This is a genomic window from Paenibacillus anseongensis (assembly GCF_009757995.1).
GTDB lineage: Bacteria > Bacillota > Bacilli > Paenibacillales > NBRC-103111 > Paenibacillus_E > Paenibacillus_E chondroitinus.
This window is the reverse complement of sequence record NZ_WSEM01000020.1, coordinates 401969-422220: the sequence shown is the minus strand read 5'-3', so window position 1 is coordinate 422220 and position 20252 is coordinate 401969. Positions and strand designations below refer to the sequence as shown.

The window sequence follows — 20252 nt, the reverse complement described above, 5'->3', positions numbered from 1 at the left end:
TTTTCTTTATTTTGTGCCCTATTTGCAGGAAAAGCTCGACTTATGTAGAAAGTAGTAGTTAACGCAAATGGTTTTAAACTACATATTGATTTTCCCATAGGTGTCGGATGAATCACACAAGGAAACAAGTGAAGTGCGGGCTTGTTTCTTTCATTGCGGCAAATTCGTTATGAAGATTAAGCGGGAGAAGGAACGGTAGTCCGTGCGACGCTTCCTATTACCTAGAGTGAGATCGTAAGAGGAGGCAAATTTGTGAAAAACCGGCTCTATATTGGCGGATATTTGATTGTCGCCATATTCGTAAGCCTTTACGTAAAGCCGTATGCTGTATGGATATGCGTTCTAGCCGCCCTGCCGCTGTTTATTCAGCTGTTGAGAAAAGAAAGGGACGTACAGCACTTATCAAAATCAGCTCAGCAGCATCACTCCTATCAGCATGTGCTGGATTCCTTATTTGAGCATAATCCGAATGCGATTGGCATTTTTGACCAAGAAGGGACGTTCATCCGGATTAATGCAGCGGCAGAAACTATCCTCGGATATTCGGCATCGGAATTGCTGGAGAAACGTTTCAGCCACTTTGTAACGCAAGAGCAATATGAGCTGACGATCAACCAACTTCAACTGGCAACGGATGGAGAACCGCTTACCTTTGAAACTTCTGTGTCTCATAAAAGCGGTTATCGGGTTGACTTGCATGCAACAGCCGTTCCCGTTCAACTGAGCACGGATGCCATGGGCTTTATCCTCATTTGCCAGGATATTACAGAACGTAAGCGCAGCGATGAACAAGTCCGCTATATGGCATATTACGATGACATGACGGGGCTGCCGAATCGGCGTATGTTTAGGGACCACCTGAATGAGCGATTGAGCCTGGCCAGATCAGCGGGGCAGCAGGTCGCCGTCTTTTATCTGGATATCGATAGGTTCAAATTAGTCAACGATAGTTTCGGATACGATTACGGCAACATGATGCTACTGCAGCTTGCTGAACGATTCACAAGATGCATTACCGAAAATGATTATTTGGCACGGACCGAAGGCGATGAGTTTGCTTTTTTCTATACGAATGTCGCTGACTCCAATGATGTCATTGCTGTAATCGCAGAGATTAATCGCGTTCTGGAGAAACCATTTGTTCTTGAGCAATACGAGCTGCATGTTACAGCAAGTATTGGTGTCGCCATCTCTACGGCAGATGAGGAAGATGCGGATACACTGATGAAGTATGCCGATATCGCACTCGCCAGAGCGAAAGAGAAAGGGCGCAACGACTTCCAGATTTTCAACGCGGATATGAAATCCGTATCCATCAATCGTCTCAAGTTGGAGAATGAACTCCGCAGAGCGATCGCCTTGGAGGAGTTTGTTTTATTCTATCAACCACAGGTTGATATTGAGACGGGACGCATTGTCGGTGTAGAGGCGTTGATTCGCTGGAATCACCCGGAGAAAGGGCTGATCTCGCCGAACTATTTCATATCCTTTGCAGAAGAGTCCGGTTTGATCGTACCGATCGGAGAATGGGTGCTGCGCGCGGCATGCAAGCAAAATAAAGCCTGGCAAAATCAAGGCTTCTCCCCGATGCCGATTTCCGTGAATTTATCCATGCGGCAGTTTTTCCAGCACAATCTGAAAGGCAAGATCTCTCATGTGTTGGAGCAAACGGGGCTAGATCCGCAGTATTTGGAACTTGAAATTACGGAAAGCATGACCATGGACGTCGATCACGCGATTCAATCTCTGCTTGAGCTCAAGGAGCTGGGGGTTCACGTGAGCATTGATGATTTCGGGACCGGCTATAGTTCCTTATATTATTTGAAAAAGTTCCCGATTGATAAGTTGAAAATAGATCGTTCCTTTGTCCGTGACATTATGGTGGATCCCAACGACGCAGCCATCGTAACAACGATTATCGCCATGACGCGCCATCTGAATTTGAAAGTCATTGCGGAAGGTGTAGAAACGGAAGAGCAGCTGCACTTCTTGCATCAGAACCGCTGCAACGAAGTACAGGGCTATTGGTTCAGCCCGCCTGTGAACGCCGTCCAGCTGGAGAATATGCTAAGCCATGGCGTGCATGCCGCGGCTTCGGGTTAAGTAAAAGAGGATGTCCCTGGTCGGTCAGGGAACATCCTCTTTGTTTAGAAAGCGACGTAATCGTCGATTTCATTTAGTTTAAATGAGTAAACCTTCTTCTCATCCACATGATACACGGCAACGTTTTGATTGCTGCTGTCATAATTCAAAATCCGGCAGGGAAGATTGAGCTTAATGCCCTGACCTTTGATAACGGTTAGCCGAATCAATGTGTTGTTAGCTTTGAAGCCTTCTAGCTGTGTGATAATGTGATCGGCCGCTCCGCTTGGCGCTGTCGACGTCATCGTTGGCGCGGGAGTTGCAGGCGGGGGAGAAGTTACTGCCTTTTTGCCAGTATATGAAGGAGGCGTGCTCTCTTTGTTCGTTGTATTCATTTCAATTAGCTTACCGAGCTCGATGCCCTTGAGGATTTGGTAATCTTTGACTGTCTGTGCGTTAAGAAGATGTAGGAGCTTTTCCATCGCAAGACCATTTGTAGCCTCTTCAATTAAAATTTCTACAGTGAATAAGTGACCTGTGTGGTTCTGTTTACCTTGACTCATATGGCCTCCTTGCAGCCTAGAAATTGCTCATATCCTAACTATATCATGTTATGATATCCAAATATAGATTGGTTTTTCATTCGTACAATTTTTTGTATACAAAAAGAGGAGGAACCTATGTCAAACAAAACGAATGCCTGCCGAATCCTCGATTCGCTCCAAATTGCTTATTCGCTACACGAATATGAGTGGGATGAGGATCAGTTGGACGCCACTACCGTTGCTGCTAAAGTGGAGCTTCAACCTAGTCAGCTGTACAAAACGCTCATCTTAAAAGGGGACAAAACAGGTGTCCTCGCAGCCTGCATTCCCGGCGACCAGGAACTGAACTTGAAGAGTCTCGCTTCCGTAAGCGGGAATAAAAAAATTGAAATGGTGGCTGTCAAAGACATCCAATCCCTTACAGGCTACATACGAGGCGGCGTTTCTCCGCTGGGGATGAAGAAGAAGTACCCCTTTTACCTGCATGCGACTGTGGAGTCCATGGAGCTGGTTAGCATCAGCGGCGGCCGCCGGGGGTTGCAGATATTTCTGCGGGGGGAAGATTTGGTGACCGCCTCTGAGGGGCGGTTGGTGGATATTGCTTATTAGACAGAGGGACTCGAGGTTGCTCGAGAGTCTATGGGGCAGAGGCCATGTGCCGGCGAGGCTACTTGCAGCCAGATTTCGCGGTCGTTGGCTTGTGGGAGAGCTAGCGACAGCGGTGTCGGAGCTAGTGAACGCGTTAACGGAACTCACCGCCGCGGCTCGTGGAGAACTAACCGACTGCAGAGCCGTTATTCTCCGAAAATGGCCCTCTTCGCAGATCTAACGGACTCCAGGGCCGTTATTTGCCCCAAATCAGCCTGAATTTCATGGGAATCGCGCAAATAGCTACGTTGGAGTCCGTTAGAAATTCGGACGTCTGTTTTTTTTGCCGCATAAGGTCTCCTCAGTCCGTTAGCAGCCCAATAAGCGTTGCGCAACTACGTAAAACGCAAATCACCGCGTCACTCCTCCACGCTTGTTTATCGCTAACGGACCCCACAGCCGTTATTCCGCGGAAATAGTGTCTCTTCCAAATCCAACGGACTCAAGAGGCGTTAATTAATCAAAAAGTAGCTAAATTTCATGCTTTTCATGAGAATAGCAGCTGTGGTGTCCGTTAGAATTTGAAAATGGCCTATTTTCTCCGAATAAGGGCCGCTCGGTCCGTAAGGTTTTCGTACGACGCATCCCGAGCTCGTCCTGAGGATATAGCTTCTTTAAACAAAGGGCTCGAGGTAACTCGGGGCTTGTCGTCGGAGTTTGTGTTGAGAACTAACGGACCACAGAGCCGTTATTCTCGAAAAATGACCCTCTTCACAAATCTAACGGACTCCAGAGCCGTTATTTGATCAATAAGCAGCGAAATTTCATGCTTTTCATGAGAATAGCAGCTGTGGAGTCCGTTAGAATTTGAAAATGTCCTATTTCTCCGAATAAGGGCCGCTCGGTCCGTAAAGTTCTCGTACGGCGCAAATCCGAGCTCGTCCTGGCCTCTCGGTCCAAAAGCACCTCGAAGTTCCACTTAGTCCGTAAGCACCTCGAACTACCCAAAAATTCTTTTTCCACCAAACATCACACCGTACTAGCCGCACGCGCATATACTACCGTAAGACTGCAAAGAGGAGCTGTGCAGAGCATGATGCGCGTTGAACCTATTCTCCTTGAGGGACATACTGCAATTGCGATAGAGGTTAAATTGCCCAAGACGACGCTGCTGGTAGTAACGACAGATAAAGGATACATTATGTGCGGCGCGTTAGACGTTGCACTGCTCAACGAGCGTTTGAGCGAACGCAACATTGTCGCGGCAAGAGCTACTGGCGTTCGCACGATTGAGGAGCTTCTGGAAGCTCCGCTTGAATCGGTGACGTACACGGCGGAAGATCTGGGCATTTATGCTGGCATGACGGGAAGGGAAGCCATTTTAAAAATGATGTAAGGGTCTGCATTCGGCGACGGCAACTTACGGAAATAGAACGCTTCGGATCAGCAGATCCGGGCGTTTTTCTATTTATTTTTCTATTTTTTATCAGCAAATGGAACAAAGGCTGTCCGTTTTCATTGTGCAAAAAAACAAAAATCAAAGAGAAAGGCAATTACCTGCAATTTCCTGAGTATTTTTCTAAACACAGGCGTTGTCATTTTATTGACCAGATGTTAAAATATGATTCGTTCCATACATAGCACGGGGGGAATTTTAATGAAAAAAATATCATTTCTTGTTTTAACAGCAGCTCTAGTTATCGGATTAACAGGTTGTGGAGCTAAAGATAGCGGCGCCGGCGGCACGAAGATCAAGTTTGCAACAGATGCTGCTTATGCACCAATGGAATACATGGACAAAGACAAAATGACCGGGTTTGACGTCGATTTTCTTGCAGAAGTTATGAAAGAAGCAGGACTATCCTATGAACTAACGAATACAGGTTGGGATACCATGCTTACAAGTGTTAAACAAGGTAAAGAGTATCAAGCTGGTATTTCCAGCGTTTCAATCACGGATGAGCGTAAGCAGTCTTATGACTACTCCGTCCCGTATTTCGAATCAACCAACATGATTCTGGTCAAAGAAGGCAGCCCGATCAAAAGCGCGACTGACCTGAAAGACAAGAAGGTGGCTGTTCAAATCTCCACAACAGCTGATACGCTTATGAGCAAAATCATGGGTGATAAAAATCCATCCTTGAAACGTCTTGATAACAACACGCTTGCACTGATGGAGCTTGAAAATAACGGGGTAGACGCAGTTGTTGCGGATATCGCCATCGTTCGTGAATATGTGAAAAATAACCCGAACAAAAAATTAGTCGCGATTCCCGATCCTAAGAACTTTGAGTCCGAATACTATGGCATCCTGCTTCCAAAAGGCAGTGAGCTGAAAGCGAAACTTGACCCGGCAATCAAAAAAGTGATTGAAAACGGGGCTTATGCAAAAGTGTACAAAAAATGGTTTGGTCAAGATCCTGACACGAAAAAATTGCTTGAACAAAAATAAGAAGAGAAGCAGCATGCGTGACTTCAACCTTACGCATGCTGTTGTTCTGTTATCGGCATAATAAGGTAAGAAAGGAAGTGTGGAATGGAGTTTCGTTTTGATATTATTATTGAATATTTACCGCTTTTATTAAAAGGTACGCTCTGGACCATTGGGATATCCATTCTGTCCATTTGTTTCGGCTCCGTGCTGGGGCTGGCAGTTGGATTAGGCAAAATGTCTCACCGTGGCTACTTAAGATGGCCAACCAGCATCTACGTGAATTTTTTCCGCGGCACACCGCTGTTGGTGCAAATTTTGCTCGTTCATTTCGGGGTCGTTCCCTTATTTTTAGGTACAACCAATGCCATCATTGCTTCTATTGTTGCTTTATCTTTGAACTCCGCAGGATATATGGCCGAAATTTTCAGAGCAGGTATTCAGTCCATCGATAAAGGCCAGACAGAAGCCGCGCATTCGCTAGGTATGACACATTATCAAACGATGAAAAAGGTCATTTTGCCGCAAGCGATCAAGCGGATGATTCCTCCATTTGGAAATGAGTTTATCGTATTAATCAAGGATTCCTCCCTGTTTGCAATTATTGCTGCACCGGAATTGATGTATTGGTCTAATGCGATGCGCAGCCAATATTTCGCTGTGTGGGAGCCGTATTTGACGGCAGCATTGATTTATTTCATCCTCACTTATTCTCTAAGCAAGCTGCTTAGCTATGTGGAAAGGAGAGTGTAGAGATATGACCGCAATGATTGAAGTTAGAAATCTTCAAAAAGCTTTCGGCAATAACGTTGTTTTGCGGGATATTTCCGCAGATATTCAGCACCAAGAGGTTTTGGTCGTGATTGGTCCTTCGGGATCGGGGAAGTCGACGTTTCTGCGTTGTCTGAACCTTTTGGAGCAGCCTAATGGCGGTTCTATCAAGGTTGAGGGCAAGAACATCATGGACCCGACGAATAAAATCAATGAGATCCGCATGGAGCTCGGCATGGTGTTCCAGCGTTTTCATTTGTTCCCGCATATGAAAGTTATTGATAATATTATGCTGGCGCCGATTCAAGTACGTAAATGGCCGGAGGATAAAGCGCGTAAAAAAGCGTTGGAGCTTCTAACGAAAGTTGGGCTCGCTGATAAAGCTGATGCTTATCCCGATTCGCTTTCCGGAGGTCAAGCGCAACGTGTTGCGATTGCTCGCGCACTTGCGATGGAGCCGAAGATTATGCTGTTCGACGAGCCGACATCAGCGCTGGATCCCGAAATGGTCGGAGAGGTGCTGGCCGTTATGAAACAGCTGGCGAAGGAAGGGATGACGATGGTTGTCGTGACCCATGAAATGGGCTTCGCCCGCGAGGTCGGCGACCGCGTTATGTTTATGGAGCAAGGCGTCATTGTAGAAGAAGGCAATCCGAAGCAAATTTTTGAAAACCCGCAACAAGAGCGGACGAAGTCGTTTTTGTCCAAAGTGCTTTAGTACGGTGAATAAGAATAGTAGAAGCAGGAAAGAGGAGCTATTACATTGGGGCAGAAATGACCTGATGGGTGGCTCTTTTTTCTGTCTATCTTTTTGGCAAAAAATAGATTTATAATGTGTAAAGGCTTACATTTAGAAGGAGATCCAAGATTTAGGAATGAAAATGAGGTGCTAACTTTGACGATGCAGGTAGAACAGCTGCCAATGGTGCAAGCTGTCGGTGTTACGCGAGTGTTTGGAAAAGGATCTGGAGCGGTCCACGCATTGCGGGGAGCTCATCTCAGCATTCCCAAAGGCAATCTCGTGGCCTTGCGCGGAAGATCAGGGTCCGGCAAGACAACGCTGCTCAATATTCTCGGGGCACTCGACCATCCTTCGGAAGGCGCCGTTTATTTGGAAGGTCTGGAGATCAGCAGCCTATCCGAGGCCAAGCGCAATGAAGTCAGACGGAAGCAGATCGGTCTTATTTTTCAATCTTTTGCCTTAGTTCCTTATATGTCCGCGTACGAGAATGTTGAATTTGGTTTGCGCATTTCGGGTATTCCTCCCAAGCATTATAAACAATTAGCGGAAGAAGCACTGGATTTCGTCGGTTTGAAAATGAGAATGAAGCATCGTCCTTATGAACTTTCTGGCGGCGAGCAGCAGCGGGTTGCGATTGCCAGAGCGATTGCTCACAAACCCAAGTTGATTTTGGCCGATGAGCCTACAGCGGAGTTAGACAGCAGAATGGGGCTTCAAGTGCTGAAATTGTTCAAAGATTTGGTGCAAGAAGGAATGACCATTATTTTGACCACGCATGATCTCGCAATTATGGAAATTGTAGATAAAGTGTATGCATTGGAGGATGGTACCATTGTCGATGAAGGTTAATCCATTTGCGTCTAAGCTCGTTCTGATCACGGGAGTTGTGCTAGTCCTGGCAGGGTGTTCCCTATTGCCCAAAGAAGAGGAGGCGCTGAAGCCGCCATTAGTCAAACCGGTGAAAGAAAACTTTGATCTTTATGAAGTGAAGAAAGGCAACATTACGAAAAAAGCGGTTTTTATGGGGACGTTCAAGTCTAGCCAAACGAGCAATTATTATTTTAAAGAGTCTGACCATCACTTATCTGGTTTGCGCGTCAAATTAGGCGATGTGGTCAAGCCGGGCGATGTGCTTGCTGAGCTGGAGCAGGGGGATCTGGTAACGCGGATTGCGCTGCAGAAACTAAGTTTGGAGAAAGCCCAGATTGCCAGTGTGCAGTCCAGGCAAGCTGATCCTGATCAAACGCTTGCGCTGCGTTTAAAGGATATCGATATTGAAGCTGCGCAGCTGCAATTGACTTCCTTGCAAGATCAGTTGAATAAGACAAGGTTAGTGGCAGAGACCGGTGGCGTTGTCACTTTTGTAACGGATGCACAGCAAGGAAGTGTAGTGGATGCCTTCAATACGCTTGTGGTTCTGTCCGATCCCGAGCATTTGGAGCTCTCTTATGAAGCTACAGACGTTGGAACACTTACGGGAATAGAAGTTGGCATGAACGTAGAAGTCAAACTCGCGAAGTCGGGGAATACGGTACAAGGCAAAGTGCTGCGAACACCTTCAAGCTCGCCGCCAACCGATAACAAGGCACAAGCTGAAAGAAACGCCAAAACGATTATTATCGGGGTTCCTCTAGGTACAGAGGGGGCAGAGATCGGCGCATCCGGCGATATGACGATTGTTGTTGAGCAGCGGGAAAATGTCATCGTAATCCCGAGAAAAGGCCTTCGGACTTATTTGGGCAGAGATTATGTGCAAGTGCTGAATGGAGAGAGCCGAAAAGAAGTTGATGTCGAAAAGGGCCTTGTCACCCCAACGGAAGTTGAAATCCGGACAGGACTTAAGGAAGGCCAAAGTGTCATTTTGGAGAACTAGATCAACTTAGGAGGATTGCAATGGCTTTAATTCTGATGATTCTCCGTAAAATGGTTAAAAATCGTTGGCTCGAGCTGAGTTTATTAGTTGGGCTCATTATTTCCGTAGCTCTTGCAAGCTCGATGCCTATTTATACGCACGCCATTTTACAGCGCATGCTGATTAAAGACTTGGAAGTTCTGCAAGCAGACACCACGCAATATCCGGGGCAAGTGTATGACTACGCGTACTTTGTGAGATCTGAGAAGGATCCGGATGAAGATCGTCTTCTCGCGGAAACGGATGCTTTTTTGACAGAAAAAAGTAAGGCATTTGGCGTTCCTATCCTGCTTTCAACGACCACGCGCAGTACGATGAATTTCAATTTTAAACCGAGTGATCCGAGTAAAGTCGACCCAAGTGTAAAGCGTCTGGGCGAACTGACAACGATGTCGGAGTTAGAAAAGCATATTCGGCTCGTTGACGGTGTTATGCCTTCCGCAGAGCCCGTGAACGGCGTATATGAGGCATGGGTGTTCCCTGAACTGCTAACGGAGATGAAAATTGTACTTGGCAATGAATTAACCATTCAAGACGAGGATTTGAAACAAACGATACGCATTAAACCCGTAGCGGTCATTGATCGCAGCGATTACGCCGATCCTTATTGGACGAATAATATGTATGATTTGCGTTCAAGATTTTTCATTCCTTTTGGATTATTTGAGAAAGAAATTACGAATAACAAAGCGTTTACTAGTCTGTATTGCTTTTGGAATTACGTACTCGATTATCATCAATTAAAGTTGGAAGGGCTGGGAGCTTATACCGCAGCGCATGCACAAATGGAAGGCTACTTAAGCAGTCGGTTCAATTCTTATAAAGCGGAGAACCCTTCGCTTCCTACCTTGAAAGTGTACGGCGAGAAAGAGAAGAAATTAAGAATGATGTTATGGTCGTTGAACGTGCCCGTCAGCATATTGTTAGCCTTTTATTTATTCATGGTGGCCAATTTGATTACAGAGAGGCAGAAAACAGAAATTGCCGTTCTGCGAAGTAGAGGAGCTAGCCGTACACAAATTATATTAGGTTATGTACTGGAGGGAGCATTGCTGGGGGGAATTGCTCTTCTGGTAGGACCAGCCATCGGCATGCAGTTGACCAAAATCTTGGGTGCCTCCAATGGGTTTCTGGAGTTTGTACAGCGCGCTGCTATGGAAGTGAAGCTGAATCAGGAAGCATACCAATATGCTTTGGTCGCTGTGGTGGCATCGGTTTGCATGACGCTCATTCCGGCTGTTATCGCGACGCGCACGACCATTGTCGGCCATAAGCAATCACTTGCGAGGAAAAATAAGCTTTCTTTTGTTCATAAAATATTTCTCGACATTGTCTTACTAGCGGTATCCATTTATTTATTGCAGAGCTTTAATCGAAGGATGTCTGATCTGGTAGCTCTTGGGCTGGATTCCATGGACATGAAGGTCGATCCCCTTCTGTTTGTTGTACCGGCTTTATTCATATTTGCAATGGGCTTGTTCCTCCTGCGGATTTATCCGTGGGTGATTCAACTGATCTATACGGTGGGGCGCAAATGGTGGCCGCCATATCTGTATTCGACACTCCTTCAGGTAGGCAGGTCTACTACCCAGTACCAATTTATCATGCTGTTTATTGTGATGACATTGGCCACCGGCTTGTTTAGTGCAAGCGCAGCCCGGACGATGAACAAAAACATCGAAGAGAAGATCCGCTATACGAATGGGAGCGATATTGTTTTGCAGACGCCATGGGATAACGACGCTCCACCGCCACAGTCTGGCCCTTCTGGACCTGAGGGTGATGCGAGTTCTCCTGCTAATGAAGTTACCGTGAAAAAAAGAGTGCAATATACAGAGCCGCCGTTTCTCCCATTTACCCAACTGACGGGTGTAGAATCTGCTGCTCGTGTTTTTCAGAAGAAAGATGCTTACCTCTCAATCGGCAAAGAAACAAAGCGGACAACGCTGATGGGTATCGATACGGATGAATTCGGCCAAACCGCCTGGCTACGCGATCAATTGCTGGATCATCACTTCTACGATTATTTGAATTTGCTCGCGGGGGATTCCAAGGCTGTGCTTATTTCCAGGTCCATCGCCGAAGAAACAGGAGCCAAAGTAGGCGATACGGTGAATATTGGCTGGGGGGATGTAAGAGGAACCTCATCCATCGTCTATGGAATTATCGACTACTGGCCAAGCTGGAACCCTAATCCGATACTGACGGCTCCGTCGAGTAGCGGGAGCACGTCAGGCACGACGAAGAAGACGAAAGTGGATGCGCCTAAGCTTGTCGTGGGACATCTTTCTTACTTCCAAAATAATTTGGCTGTTGAGCCGTATGAGGTATGGCTTAAGCTGAAACCTGACATGACCAGTCAAGCTTTGTATGAAGCGCTAGAGCTTAAGAGTATCAAGATTACCAGCTTGGTTGATACGAAACAGATGTTAGTCCGTTCCAAAAACGATCCCTTTCAACTGGCCGTGAACGGCGTTATGACGCTTGGCTTCTTGATTGCGATCGGCATCAGCTTCATGGGATTCCTTTTATACTGGGTGCTCTCCTTATCCGGTCGAATTCTACAATTTGGCGTGCTTCGCGCGATGGGAATTTCTTATGCGCAATTAATCGGGATGCTGGTTGCCGAGCAGCTCTTAACCTCCGGCGCAGCCGTCCTGATTGGGATGATCACAGGGAATACGGCCAGCCGTTTATTTGTTCCCTTGTTCCAATTAACGTTTGACTCATCGAGTCAAGTGCCGCCTTTTCAAGTGAGTTTCGATCCTAACGATCAGCTGCATTTATACGTCATTGTTTTAGTGATGATAGGGATTGGACTGCTGCTGCTTGGCGGGATGCTCTCCAGAATTAAGATTCATCAAGCCATTAAGCTTGGGGAGGATTAAGCATGATTCACTGTGAAAATTTGGTTAAAATTTATAAGGCCGCCGATCTTGAAGTTGTCGCTTTGCAAGGGCTTGACCTCCACGTTGAGGAAGGGGAACTGATGGCGATTATCGGAAACAGCGGCAGCGGGAAATCGACGTTGTTGAATATGCTGGGAGGGCTGGATCGGCCCTCAGCTGGTAATCTCCATGTAGATGGGAAGGATTTGCTGAAGTTTAAGGAAGCTGATCTGGTCAAGTATAAAAGGGAAACCGTTGGTTTCGTCTGGCAAAATAATGCGAGAAACCTGATTCCTTATTTGACAGCTTTGGAAAATGTGGAGCTGCCCATCCTTCTCCAAGGGCGACGCAAGCGCCACCGTGCTTTGGAGTTGCTGGAAGCTGTAGGTTTGAGCCATCGTAGAAGCAATAAGCTTAATGAGCTCTCTGGCGGGGAGCAGCAGCGTGTCGCTATTGCGATTGCGCTTGCGAATCAGCCCAGGCTCCTGCTGGCGGATGAACCCACGGGATCTGTTGATACGAAAATGGCGAATCAAATTCTTGATCTATTTCGTGAGCTGAACCGCAGCTTTGGATTAACTGTTGTGATTGTTACGCATGACCCGCTTTTGGCCAAGAAGGTGGACCGGGTGGTTGCCATTCGGGACGGCAAAACGTCCTCGGAGATTCTAAGGCGTAAATCCTATCAAGAGGAATTGCTGGAGCTTGAGCAGGGTATCCTGGCTGCTGAAGAGGATTCCCATGTGGAATATGCCGTTGTTGATAAAGCGGGCAGACTGCAAATTCCGGCCAATTTTCTCGACTCGATTGGAGCTTCACGCACGAATAAGGTGCGCGTTGCTATGGAGGATGGACGGATCGTCCTGTTACCGCCAGACAAGACATAGGGGGAATGGAAGGAATACCTTCTTTACTATGAAACAAGTATAGAAAAAAATGCCGATATGGTATATTGACTATGACTAGATATTTCCATTAGAATGAATACATAGTATTCCAGTAGGAATTATCGAGTTAATATCTGCGAATCCATCGACCATCCAAGGAGGCATGTGCAATGTCAGGTTCAAAACGCCAGTACTTACCGGAAACACTAGCTATTCATGCAGGTCAAGAGATCGATCCTGCAACCAATTCAAGAGCTGTTCCGATTTATCAAACAACGTCTTACACTTTTAACGATACGGACCACGCCGCCAATTTATTTGCGCTCAAAGAGTTTGGTAATATTTATACGCGAATTATGAATCCAACGACCGATGTTTTTGAAAAACGGATTGCTGCACTGGAAGGTGCTCCAGCGGCTCTTGCCGTAGCGTCCGGGCAGGCTGCTATTACGTTTGCCATTTTGAACATCGCGGGAGCCGGCGATGAGATCGTATCCGCAGCTTCCTTGTATGGCGGAACTTATAATTTATTTTCAAATACACTAGCTAAGCTGGGAATTAACGTTAAGTTCGTTGACCCAAGCAATCCTGAAAATTTCCGCAGCGCTATTACGGATAAAACAAAAGCAGTTTACGCCGAGTCAATCGGCAATCCCAAAGGAGATATCCTTGATATCGAAGCTGTGGCGGCTATTGCACATGAGAATGGCATTCCATTGATTGTCGATAATACATTCCCAAGTCCTTACCTCCTAAGACCCATCGAGCACGGTGCTGACATTGTCGTTCACTCGGCAACGAAATTTATTGGCGGCCACGGAACGACGATCGGCGGCGTCATTGTTGACGGCGGCAAGTTCGATTGGGTAGCGAGCGGCAAATTCCCGGGCCTGACGAAGCCTGATCCAAGCTATAACGGTGTTGTCTACACAGATGCGGTAGGGCCAATTGCTTATATTATCAAAGCAAGAGTTCAGCTGCTTCGCGACTTAGGTGCCTCACTGTCACCAAACAGCGCGTTCTTGCTCCTGCAAGGACTGGAGACCCTGCATTTGCGTCTGGAACGCCATAGCTCGAATGCCTTGAAAGTGGCTCAATATTTGGAGTCTCATGATGCTGTAGAGTCGGTAAGCTATTCAGGGCTGGAAAGCCATCCTTCCCATCCGCTTGCCCAGAAGTATTTGCCTAAAGGTCAAGGGGCTATCTTGAGCTTTGAGATCAAAGGCGGCGTTGATGCGGGTAAGAAGCTGATTCATTCCGTCGAGCTCTTCTCACATTTGGCCAATGTTGGAGATTCCAAATCACTCATTATTCATCCGGCCAGCACGACGCACGCTCAATTGAATGAACAGGAACAAATTTCCGCAGGCGTGACTCCTGGACTTATACGTTTATCCATTGGAACTGAAGCTATTGAAGATATCATCTATGATCTAGAGCAGGCAATTGCCGCAAGTCAGGCTTAGGCAAACGCTGCGAAACAGAAGAAACTTGTAACCAACAACCGTTAGGCATAAAATATGAGAAGGCTGCGATTTAGGCGCAAAACCTAGATGGCAGTCTTTTTACGTTGAAATTCGACTTCATGCAACTTTTACTGGAGATGAGAAGTCTATTTCAAGTGTAAGTTTTTCAATTTCGAGGAGGCATTCACCTGAGCATGAACAAAATGACAACATACTCGCTCGCCCTACTAGTGGTGTTATCCATACTAGCGGGATGCGGCAAAGAGGAAGCTGTACCAAGCACGAGCCCAACTGCCAGCGCGACGACAACGGCTACACCAAATACGGCGACTTCCACAACATCGCCTGTGACAACGGCGACAGCTTCGCCGCAAACAAGTACTAAGCCGGTTCAGAGTCCTTCGGCTTCTCCGAAGGCATCCAGCACACCTTCCAAAAGCGATGGACTTCAAGTCATTGCCAAGCCTGAAAGTGTAACGGTCCTTGTGAATAAACAATTTTCACTTCCTTCAAGTTATGAGCCGACGGATTTGGTCTATCCGGATATCCCTTTTACATTCGCGGAAAAGATTGAAAAACGCAAAATGCGCAGCGTCGCAGCGGAAGCGATTGAAAAGCTGGTTGCAGGCGCGAAAAAGGATGGAATCAACATAGCGGGCGTTTCGGCTTATCGGTCCTATGCCACGCAGAAGTCGCTATTCCAACGTTACGTTCAGAAGGATGGCGAGGAGAAGGCGAAGATGTACAGCGCCGTGCCGGGAACCAGTGAGCATGAAACGGGACTTGCGATCGATGTATCCGGCAGTGATGGGAAATGTGCCGCGGAAGACTGCTTTGGTGGGACCAAAGAAGCGAATTGGCTGGAGAAGCATGTCCAGGAGTACGGATTTGTGATCCGCTATCCTAAGGGAAAAGAGAAAATTACCGGCTACCAATACGAGCCATGGCACATTCGATATGTAGGTGTTGATACGGCCAAGGATATGGTTGCCAAAAAGATGACGATGGAAGAGTACTACAATGCGGTGCCTGTAAGCAAGTAATGTGATGTCGTTATTTTGCACCCTCGTCTGTCGCTAATTCGAAATTTATCAAGCTGCTTAGGCATGTTAAAATGAAGCCAAGTCACTTATTTGGAGGTTAACATGATTAAAGTAGCAATGTTAAGTTTTTGGCACGTGCATGCAAGGGACTATGCAAAACAGGTTACTGAGCACAAAGATACCGAGATTGTAGCGGTGTGGGATGAAATTCCTGAGCGCGGACAAGCAGAAGCGTCGCAGCGTGGTGTTGCCTTTTATACGGATCTTGCTGAGTTACTGGCAAATAAGGATATTGACGGCGTCGTTGTAGACACACCGACAAACATGCACCGTGATGTAATGGTTGCCGCTGCCAAGGCGGGTAAACATATTTTTACGGAGAAAGTTATTGCTCCTACGTTACATGAAGTGAATGAAATTTTGGACGCGGTGAATGAAGCCGGTGTAACTTTGACTGTTTCATTGCCGCGTTTGAATCCAACGTATACATTAGCGGTTCAAGAGATTATTGAGAAGGAACTGCTGGGCCAAATTACTTTGGTGCGCACTCGTCTATCCCACAATGGCGGTATTTCGACAGATGTGAATCCGAAAGGCTGGCTGCCTGAACATTTCTATAATGCTGAACAATGCGGCGGCGGCGCGCTAATCGACCTTGGCTGTCATCCGATGTATTTAACTCGTTTATTCTTGGGTCTTCCTGAATCTGTAAGCGCTTCTTATGGCTACGTGACAGGTAGAGAAGTTGAAGATAATGCTGTAGCTACGCTTCAATATGCGAATGGCGCTCTAGGTATCGTAGAGGCTGGTTTTGTGAACGCTCACTCACCATTCGTGATTGAAGTTCATGGCACAGAAGGCAGCGTGCTGTATTCTGATCATGACGGAAGAGTTCTAGTGCGCACTAGAAAAAATGCTGACGCTGGCTGGACAGCCTATGAGAATGGGCCGAAAGAGAAACCGTCTGCTTTTGATCAATGGGTAGCTCACATTCAAAACGGAACAAAAGCGACTGAAAATATTCAATTGGCTGTGGACTTAACGAAGCTGATGGAGGCTTCCAACCGCTCCGCGGGGTCCAAACAACAAGTACGTATTGATTCTCTAGCTCAGTAATAAATCATCTGCACAGAATGGATGGAGGTTCAGCATGAGTCAGCCCTTTTACTTCGAACCGATGCTTGAAAATCCAACGGCTCTTGATCGTTTGGACTTGCGATTTCGGTGGGGATCTTACGGAATCCGTGTGCTTCGCTGTCATCTGACCTCCTTTCCGGCTGGAACGGTAATCGATTTCCATCATCATTCCGAATTCGAGTTTCATTACATCCCTAGCGGAAAAGGCAAAGTCATCCTGGATGGGGTTACCCATCCTTTGCAAGAAGGGATGCTGTATGTCACAGCTCCGGGTGTTTTGCACCGTCAAGAGGCGGATGAACACGAGAAGATGGATGAGTTGTGCTTGCATGTTGATTTTGTGCGGCTGGAAGGGTCACCGCTGGACGGAGACGCTGGAATCGAATCGCAGGCTTGGGGAGAAGCGTGGGAGATTGCAGAGGCTGATGCTTGCATTAAGCAGCTAAGCGAGCTTCCGCAGCTTCCTGCCTTTGACCGTCAGGAAGCGATGAAATGCTTTCTGGTCGCCTTTGAAGCTTGGCGAGACAACCAGCTCGGCCAATATACGATCATCAAGCAATCGATTATCCAGATGCTGCTCAGAACCATCGGCGCTTACAAAGCGGATCATCAGGGGCTCGATTTGCCGGCACGCGATATGAAAAGCTACCGCTATCAGCTTGCGGTACAGTTCATCGAAGACAACTTCCGGCGTCCGTTGACACTGGAAGGCGTTGCCGAGCGGCTGCAGATCTCCTCGCGGCAGCTTCAGCGCATCTTTAAAGAACAAGCGAACATTTCATTCAGTGAATATTTGGAGCAGGTTCGTTTAAAGCACGTGTGCACAGAGCTGTTGCAGACCACGATGACCTTGGAGAAAATCGCCGAGAAGAGCGGCTTTGCTTCCAGCAATTATTTGCATTATGTTTTCAAAAAAGCGCATGGCGTCACGCCAAACCGGTATCGTGAGCGCCTGCATGGATAAGAAAAAGGCTGTTTCTGCCGTTATCGTAGTTGAGTTCAACTAGGATGCGGCAGGAACAGCCTTTTTTAGTTGGTGAGTCATTAAAGGGCGCGGACGATGCCAGGGCCGGGACCGGGGTCCGAGGTCCGAGGTCTAACATGCGATGCGGCTCGGCGAGGAACTACAGGGTCCTATTTCTGCGAAAGCAGCCCTTTACGCAAGGAAGGGGAACTATAGTCCCTTATTTCAACGGATTGGGCTGAAATCACGCTCAAAACGTTGAAATAAGGACCTGTAGTTCCCCAAGAACTTGAAAACGAACCGATAGGGCAGTAATAGCGCCCTCAGGTTCCGCTATGTGTGCAAAAGAGTGTTAGCTTATTCAAAAAGCTTACGCAAGTTCTCCGCATAAGGAGCACGAACGATGCCTTTTTCCGTAATAATCGCCGTTACATACTCGTTCGGTGTGACATCGAAGGCAGGGTTAAACACTTTCACACCTTGCGGTGCTGTACGTTTGCCGAAGCCTTGCGTGATTTCATCCTCATGGCGTTCTTCAATCGGAATGTCCCCACCCGTAGGTGTGTTCAAATCGATCGTGGAGATCGGGCTCGCCACGTAGAACGGAATCCCGTGCGCTTTCGCCAGGACCGCCACGCTGTACGTGCCGATCTTGTTGGCTACATCGCCGTTAGCCGCTACGCGGTCGGTTCCGACGATGACCGCCTGGATCCAACCCTTGGACATGACCGCGCCGGCCATGTTGTCACAGATCAGCGTCACGTCGACGCCGGCCTGCTGCAGTTCAAAGGCTGTAAGCCGCGCGCCTTGCAGCACGGGCCGAGTCTCATCCGCGAACACTTTCAGGTTCACGCCTTTTTCCTTAGCCAAGTAGAACGGCGCTAGCGCCGTGCCGTACTTGGCTGTCGCCAAACCGCCGGCGTTGCAGTGCGTCAGCACGCCGAAGCCATCCTCGAACAGCGTCAGCGCGTGTTCGCCGATTTGGCGGTTCGTCTCCTCGTCCTCCGCTTGAATCTTCTGCGCTTCGTCGAGAAGCGCTGCCTTGAAAGCATCTGCGCTAACGCCAGCTGCTGCCAAAACACCTGCCTGCGCTCTCATCCGATCGAGCGCCCAGAACAAGTTCACCGCTGTCGGACGAGACGTCGCCAGGTAGTCGGCTTGCTTCTGGACTTCCGCCAGAAGCCCATCAACGGCAGCATCCACGTTACGGATGCCTAAATATACACCATACGCGGCGGCGATTCCGATAGCCGGTGCGCCGCGAACTTTCAAGTGACGAATCGCTTCCCACACCTCGATCGGTGTTTCAAGCGGCAAATACACAATCTCTTCCGGCAGCAAACGTTGATCTAACAGATCAAGCTGCTGGCCATTCCAACGCAAGGATTGCAAGGCACCTTGCGCCTCTACATTTTCTAAGTTAGTCATAGAACAAATCCTCTTTCTACTGCTGATTCTTTGGTGACGATGGCAATGAGCTCATCGATAGAAGTGACTTGACGGTTAGCGCGAATACAGCTTGTGCCGATCGCTAACGCCAAACGCTGAGCGCGTTCTCTAGCGGCGTTATTCTCAATTTTATCAATATCTGCAACATGCGCAAGTCCTACGATACGGCGGACCATTTTTGCCCCGGTGAAGCCAATTGTATCCTGAAGCAGGTTTTTAATGAAATGATCCTGGTAGCCTGGCGTTTGGAAAACACGATCTACACCATGTTCGTTCCACAAGGCGCGGAAATTCGCTTCAAAATGCGTCCATACCTCTTTCACCGTTTTCAACAGATAAGCGCGGAAAGCTTCGCGGCTTTCGTGATCTTGACTCCAGCCTTCCTGTCCGGCGAAGTTGAGAATCAGATTCGCGAGCACAGCCCCGATATCGAAGCCCATTGGCCCGTAATAAGCGAATTCCGGATCGATGACTTTCGTGGAATCCGGTTTGATGAAAATACTTCCGGTGTGCAAATCGCCATGAAGCAGCGCTTGCGCGTTCGTCAAAAATTTCTGGCGAAGAATCGCGACTTCCAAGTGAAGCTCGCTGTCAGCCCAAAGCTGCTCTGCCGCATCGCGGATCTGATCTTCAATGCTATTCGTATCGGCATCGCGGTACGGATCGTCGAAAATCAAATCCTCCGTAATTTTGCAAAGCTCCGGATTGATGAAGCGGCCTTGCTGGATTTTCTTTTCCTGTTGATTTTTGCCCAAATCGGATGTGAAAAACAGGGTGTTTGCCATAAAACGGCCGATATGCTCGGCGAACAGCGGATATTCGTTCCGTTCAATTAAGCCCCTGCGCATAATAATATGATCGCTTAGATCCTCCATGACCGTCAGCGCAAGATCTGCATCATATGCATAAACATGTGGAACAAGATCCGGAACTAATCCTTCTTCGATAATCAGCGCTTCGCTTTCAATACGTGCCCGATCAAGCGTCAACGGCCAGGATTCTCCGACTACCTTGGCATAAGGAAGGGCTTGCTTCAAAATGATGCTTTTTCCTGAAGTCTTTTCTGAGATGCGAAAAACAAGATTTAAGTTGCCGTCGCCGATTTCCTGGCTGGTCAATTCCGATGCCGGCTGGAACAAATCCGGGATTTGACGAGCGTATTCAATCGCTTGAGCTTCACTTAAAGGATGATATGTAGACATGGTTTGCCTCCTAATAAGTCATTGAAATTAATTCCAACTAGTTTACTGTGTATTAATCGTCTTTCCCTAGTATAAGGCAAAAAGGGGCCGCTTGAAATACTCTCCTCGGAAATGTTGCACAAATTACATAAAATAAGTGCAAAGA

The 20252-nt window shown here is 47.5% G+C and carries 17 protein-coding genes; 14 read left to right on the top strand and 3 right to left on the bottom strand.

Going from position 1 to position 20252, the window contains the following annotated elements; genetic code table 11:
* Positions 1 to 252: 252 nt before the first annotated feature.
* Positions 253 to 2103, top strand: a complete 1851-nt coding sequence (locus GON05_RS25670) for an EAL domain-containing protein (RefSeq protein WP_181646715.1) — start codon at positions 253 to 255, stop codon at positions 2101 to 2103.
* 44 nt (positions 2104 to 2147) lie between these two features.
* Here the strand turns inward: GON05_RS25670 and GON05_RS25665 are convergent, their stop codons facing one another.
* Positions 2148 to 2645: a hypothetical protein gene (locus GON05_RS25665; protein WP_157323065.1), complete on the bottom strand. Its 498-nt coding sequence runs from the start codon at positions 2643 to 2645 to the stop codon at positions 2148 to 2150.
* A 117-nt stretch (positions 2646 to 2762) separates the two neighbouring features.
* Here GON05_RS25665 and ybaK point away from each other — a divergent pair, with 117 nt between their 5' ends.
* The 13 genes from ybaK to GON05_RS25600 all read left to right on the top strand — a co-directional run bounded on the left by ybaK (position 2763) and on the right by GON05_RS25600 (position 17456).
* On the top strand, positions 2763 to 3236 hold the full coding sequence (ybaK, locus tag GON05_RS25660; protein WP_157323063.1) for a Cys-tRNA(Pro) deacylase: 474 nt from the start codon (positions 2763 to 2765) through the stop codon (positions 3234 to 3236).
* Between the two features lie 1072 nt (positions 3237 to 4308).
* The gene (locus GON05_RS25655; protein WP_127456758.1) at positions 4309 to 4611 is read left to right on the top strand and encodes a YunC family protein; all 303 of its coding nucleotides are present in this window, start codon (positions 4309 to 4311) and stop codon (positions 4609 to 4611) included.
* Between the two features lie 261 nt (positions 4612 to 4872).
* The gene (locus GON05_RS25650; RefSeq protein WP_157323061.1) at positions 4873 to 5667 is read left to right on the top strand and encodes a basic amino acid ABC transporter substrate-binding protein; all 795 of its coding nucleotides are present in this window, start codon (positions 4873 to 4875) and stop codon (positions 5665 to 5667) included.
* 84 nt (positions 5668 to 5751) lie between these two features.
* A complete protein-coding gene (locus tag GON05_RS25645; RefSeq protein ID WP_127456760.1) occupies positions 5752 to 6399 on the top strand; it encodes an amino acid ABC transporter permease in 648 nt (215 codons plus the stop codon).
* Between the two features lie 13 nt (positions 6400 to 6412).
* The gene (locus GON05_RS25640) at positions 6413 to 7135 is read left to right on the top strand and encodes an amino acid ABC transporter ATP-binding protein (RefSeq protein ID WP_157323300.1); all 723 of its coding nucleotides are present in this window, start codon (positions 6413 to 6415) and stop codon (positions 7133 to 7135) included.
* 183 nt (positions 7136 to 7318) lie between these two features.
* Entirely contained in the window at positions 7319 to 8008 is a 690-nt protein-coding gene (locus GON05_RS25635) for an ABC transporter ATP-binding protein (protein WP_157323298.1), read from the top strand.
* Positions 7998 to 9032, top strand: a complete 1035-nt coding sequence (locus GON05_RS25630; RefSeq protein WP_157323297.1) for an efflux RND transporter periplasmic adaptor subunit — start codon at positions 7998 to 8000, stop codon at positions 9030 to 9032. The genes GON05_RS25635 and GON05_RS25630 overlap by 11 nt, the downstream gene beginning before the upstream one ends.
* A 20-nt stretch (positions 9033 to 9052) precedes the next feature.
* On the top strand, positions 9053 to 11959 hold the full coding sequence (locus GON05_RS25625) for an ABC transporter permease (RefSeq protein WP_157323059.1): 2907 nt from the start codon (positions 9053 to 9055) through the stop codon (positions 11957 to 11959).
* 2 nt (positions 11960 to 11961) lie between these two features.
* Positions 11962 to 12846 carry an ABC transporter ATP-binding protein gene (locus GON05_RS25620; protein ID WP_127456762.1) on the top strand — a complete coding sequence of 295 codons (885 nt, stop codon included), beginning with the start codon at positions 11962 to 11964 and terminating at the stop codon, positions 12844 to 12846.
* A 170-nt stretch (positions 12847 to 13016) separates the two neighbouring features.
* Positions 13017 to 14312 carry a homocysteine synthase gene (locus GON05_RS25615; RefSeq protein WP_157323057.1) on the top strand — a complete coding sequence of 432 codons (1296 nt, stop codon included), beginning with the start codon at positions 13017 to 13019 and terminating at the stop codon, positions 14310 to 14312.
* Between the two features lie 194 nt (positions 14313 to 14506).
* Positions 14507 to 15355 (top strand): M15 family metallopeptidase, encoded by an 849-nt coding sequence (locus GON05_RS25610; protein WP_157323055.1) that lies wholly within the window; start codon positions 14507 to 14509, stop codon positions 15353 to 15355.
* A gap of 102 nt (positions 15356 to 15457) precedes the next feature.
* Positions 15458 to 16471, top strand: a complete 1014-nt coding sequence (locus GON05_RS25605; RefSeq protein WP_157323053.1) for a Gfo/Idh/MocA family protein — start codon at positions 15458 to 15460, stop codon at positions 16469 to 16471.
* A gap of 34 nt (positions 16472 to 16505) precedes the next feature.
* Positions 16506 to 17456, top strand: a complete 951-nt coding sequence (locus GON05_RS25600) for an AraC family transcriptional regulator (protein ID WP_157323051.1) — start codon at positions 16506 to 16508, stop codon at positions 17454 to 17456.
* A 357-nt stretch (positions 17457 to 17813) separates the two neighbouring features.
* Here the strand turns inward: GON05_RS25600 and mtnA are convergent, their stop codons facing one another.
* Positions 17814 to 18884 carry an S-methyl-5-thioribose-1-phosphate isomerase gene (gene mtnA / locus GON05_RS25595; protein ID WP_157323049.1) on the bottom strand — a complete coding sequence of 357 codons (1071 nt, stop codon included), beginning with the start codon at positions 18882 to 18884 and terminating at the stop codon, positions 17814 to 17816.
* On the bottom strand, positions 18881 to 20107 hold the full coding sequence (gene mtnK / locus GON05_RS25590) for an S-methyl-5-thioribose kinase (RefSeq protein ID WP_157323047.1): 1227 nt from the start codon (positions 20105 to 20107) through the stop codon (positions 18881 to 18883). The genes mtnA and mtnK overlap by 4 nt, the downstream gene beginning before the upstream one ends.
* Positions 20108 to 20252: the final 145 nt, after the last annotated feature.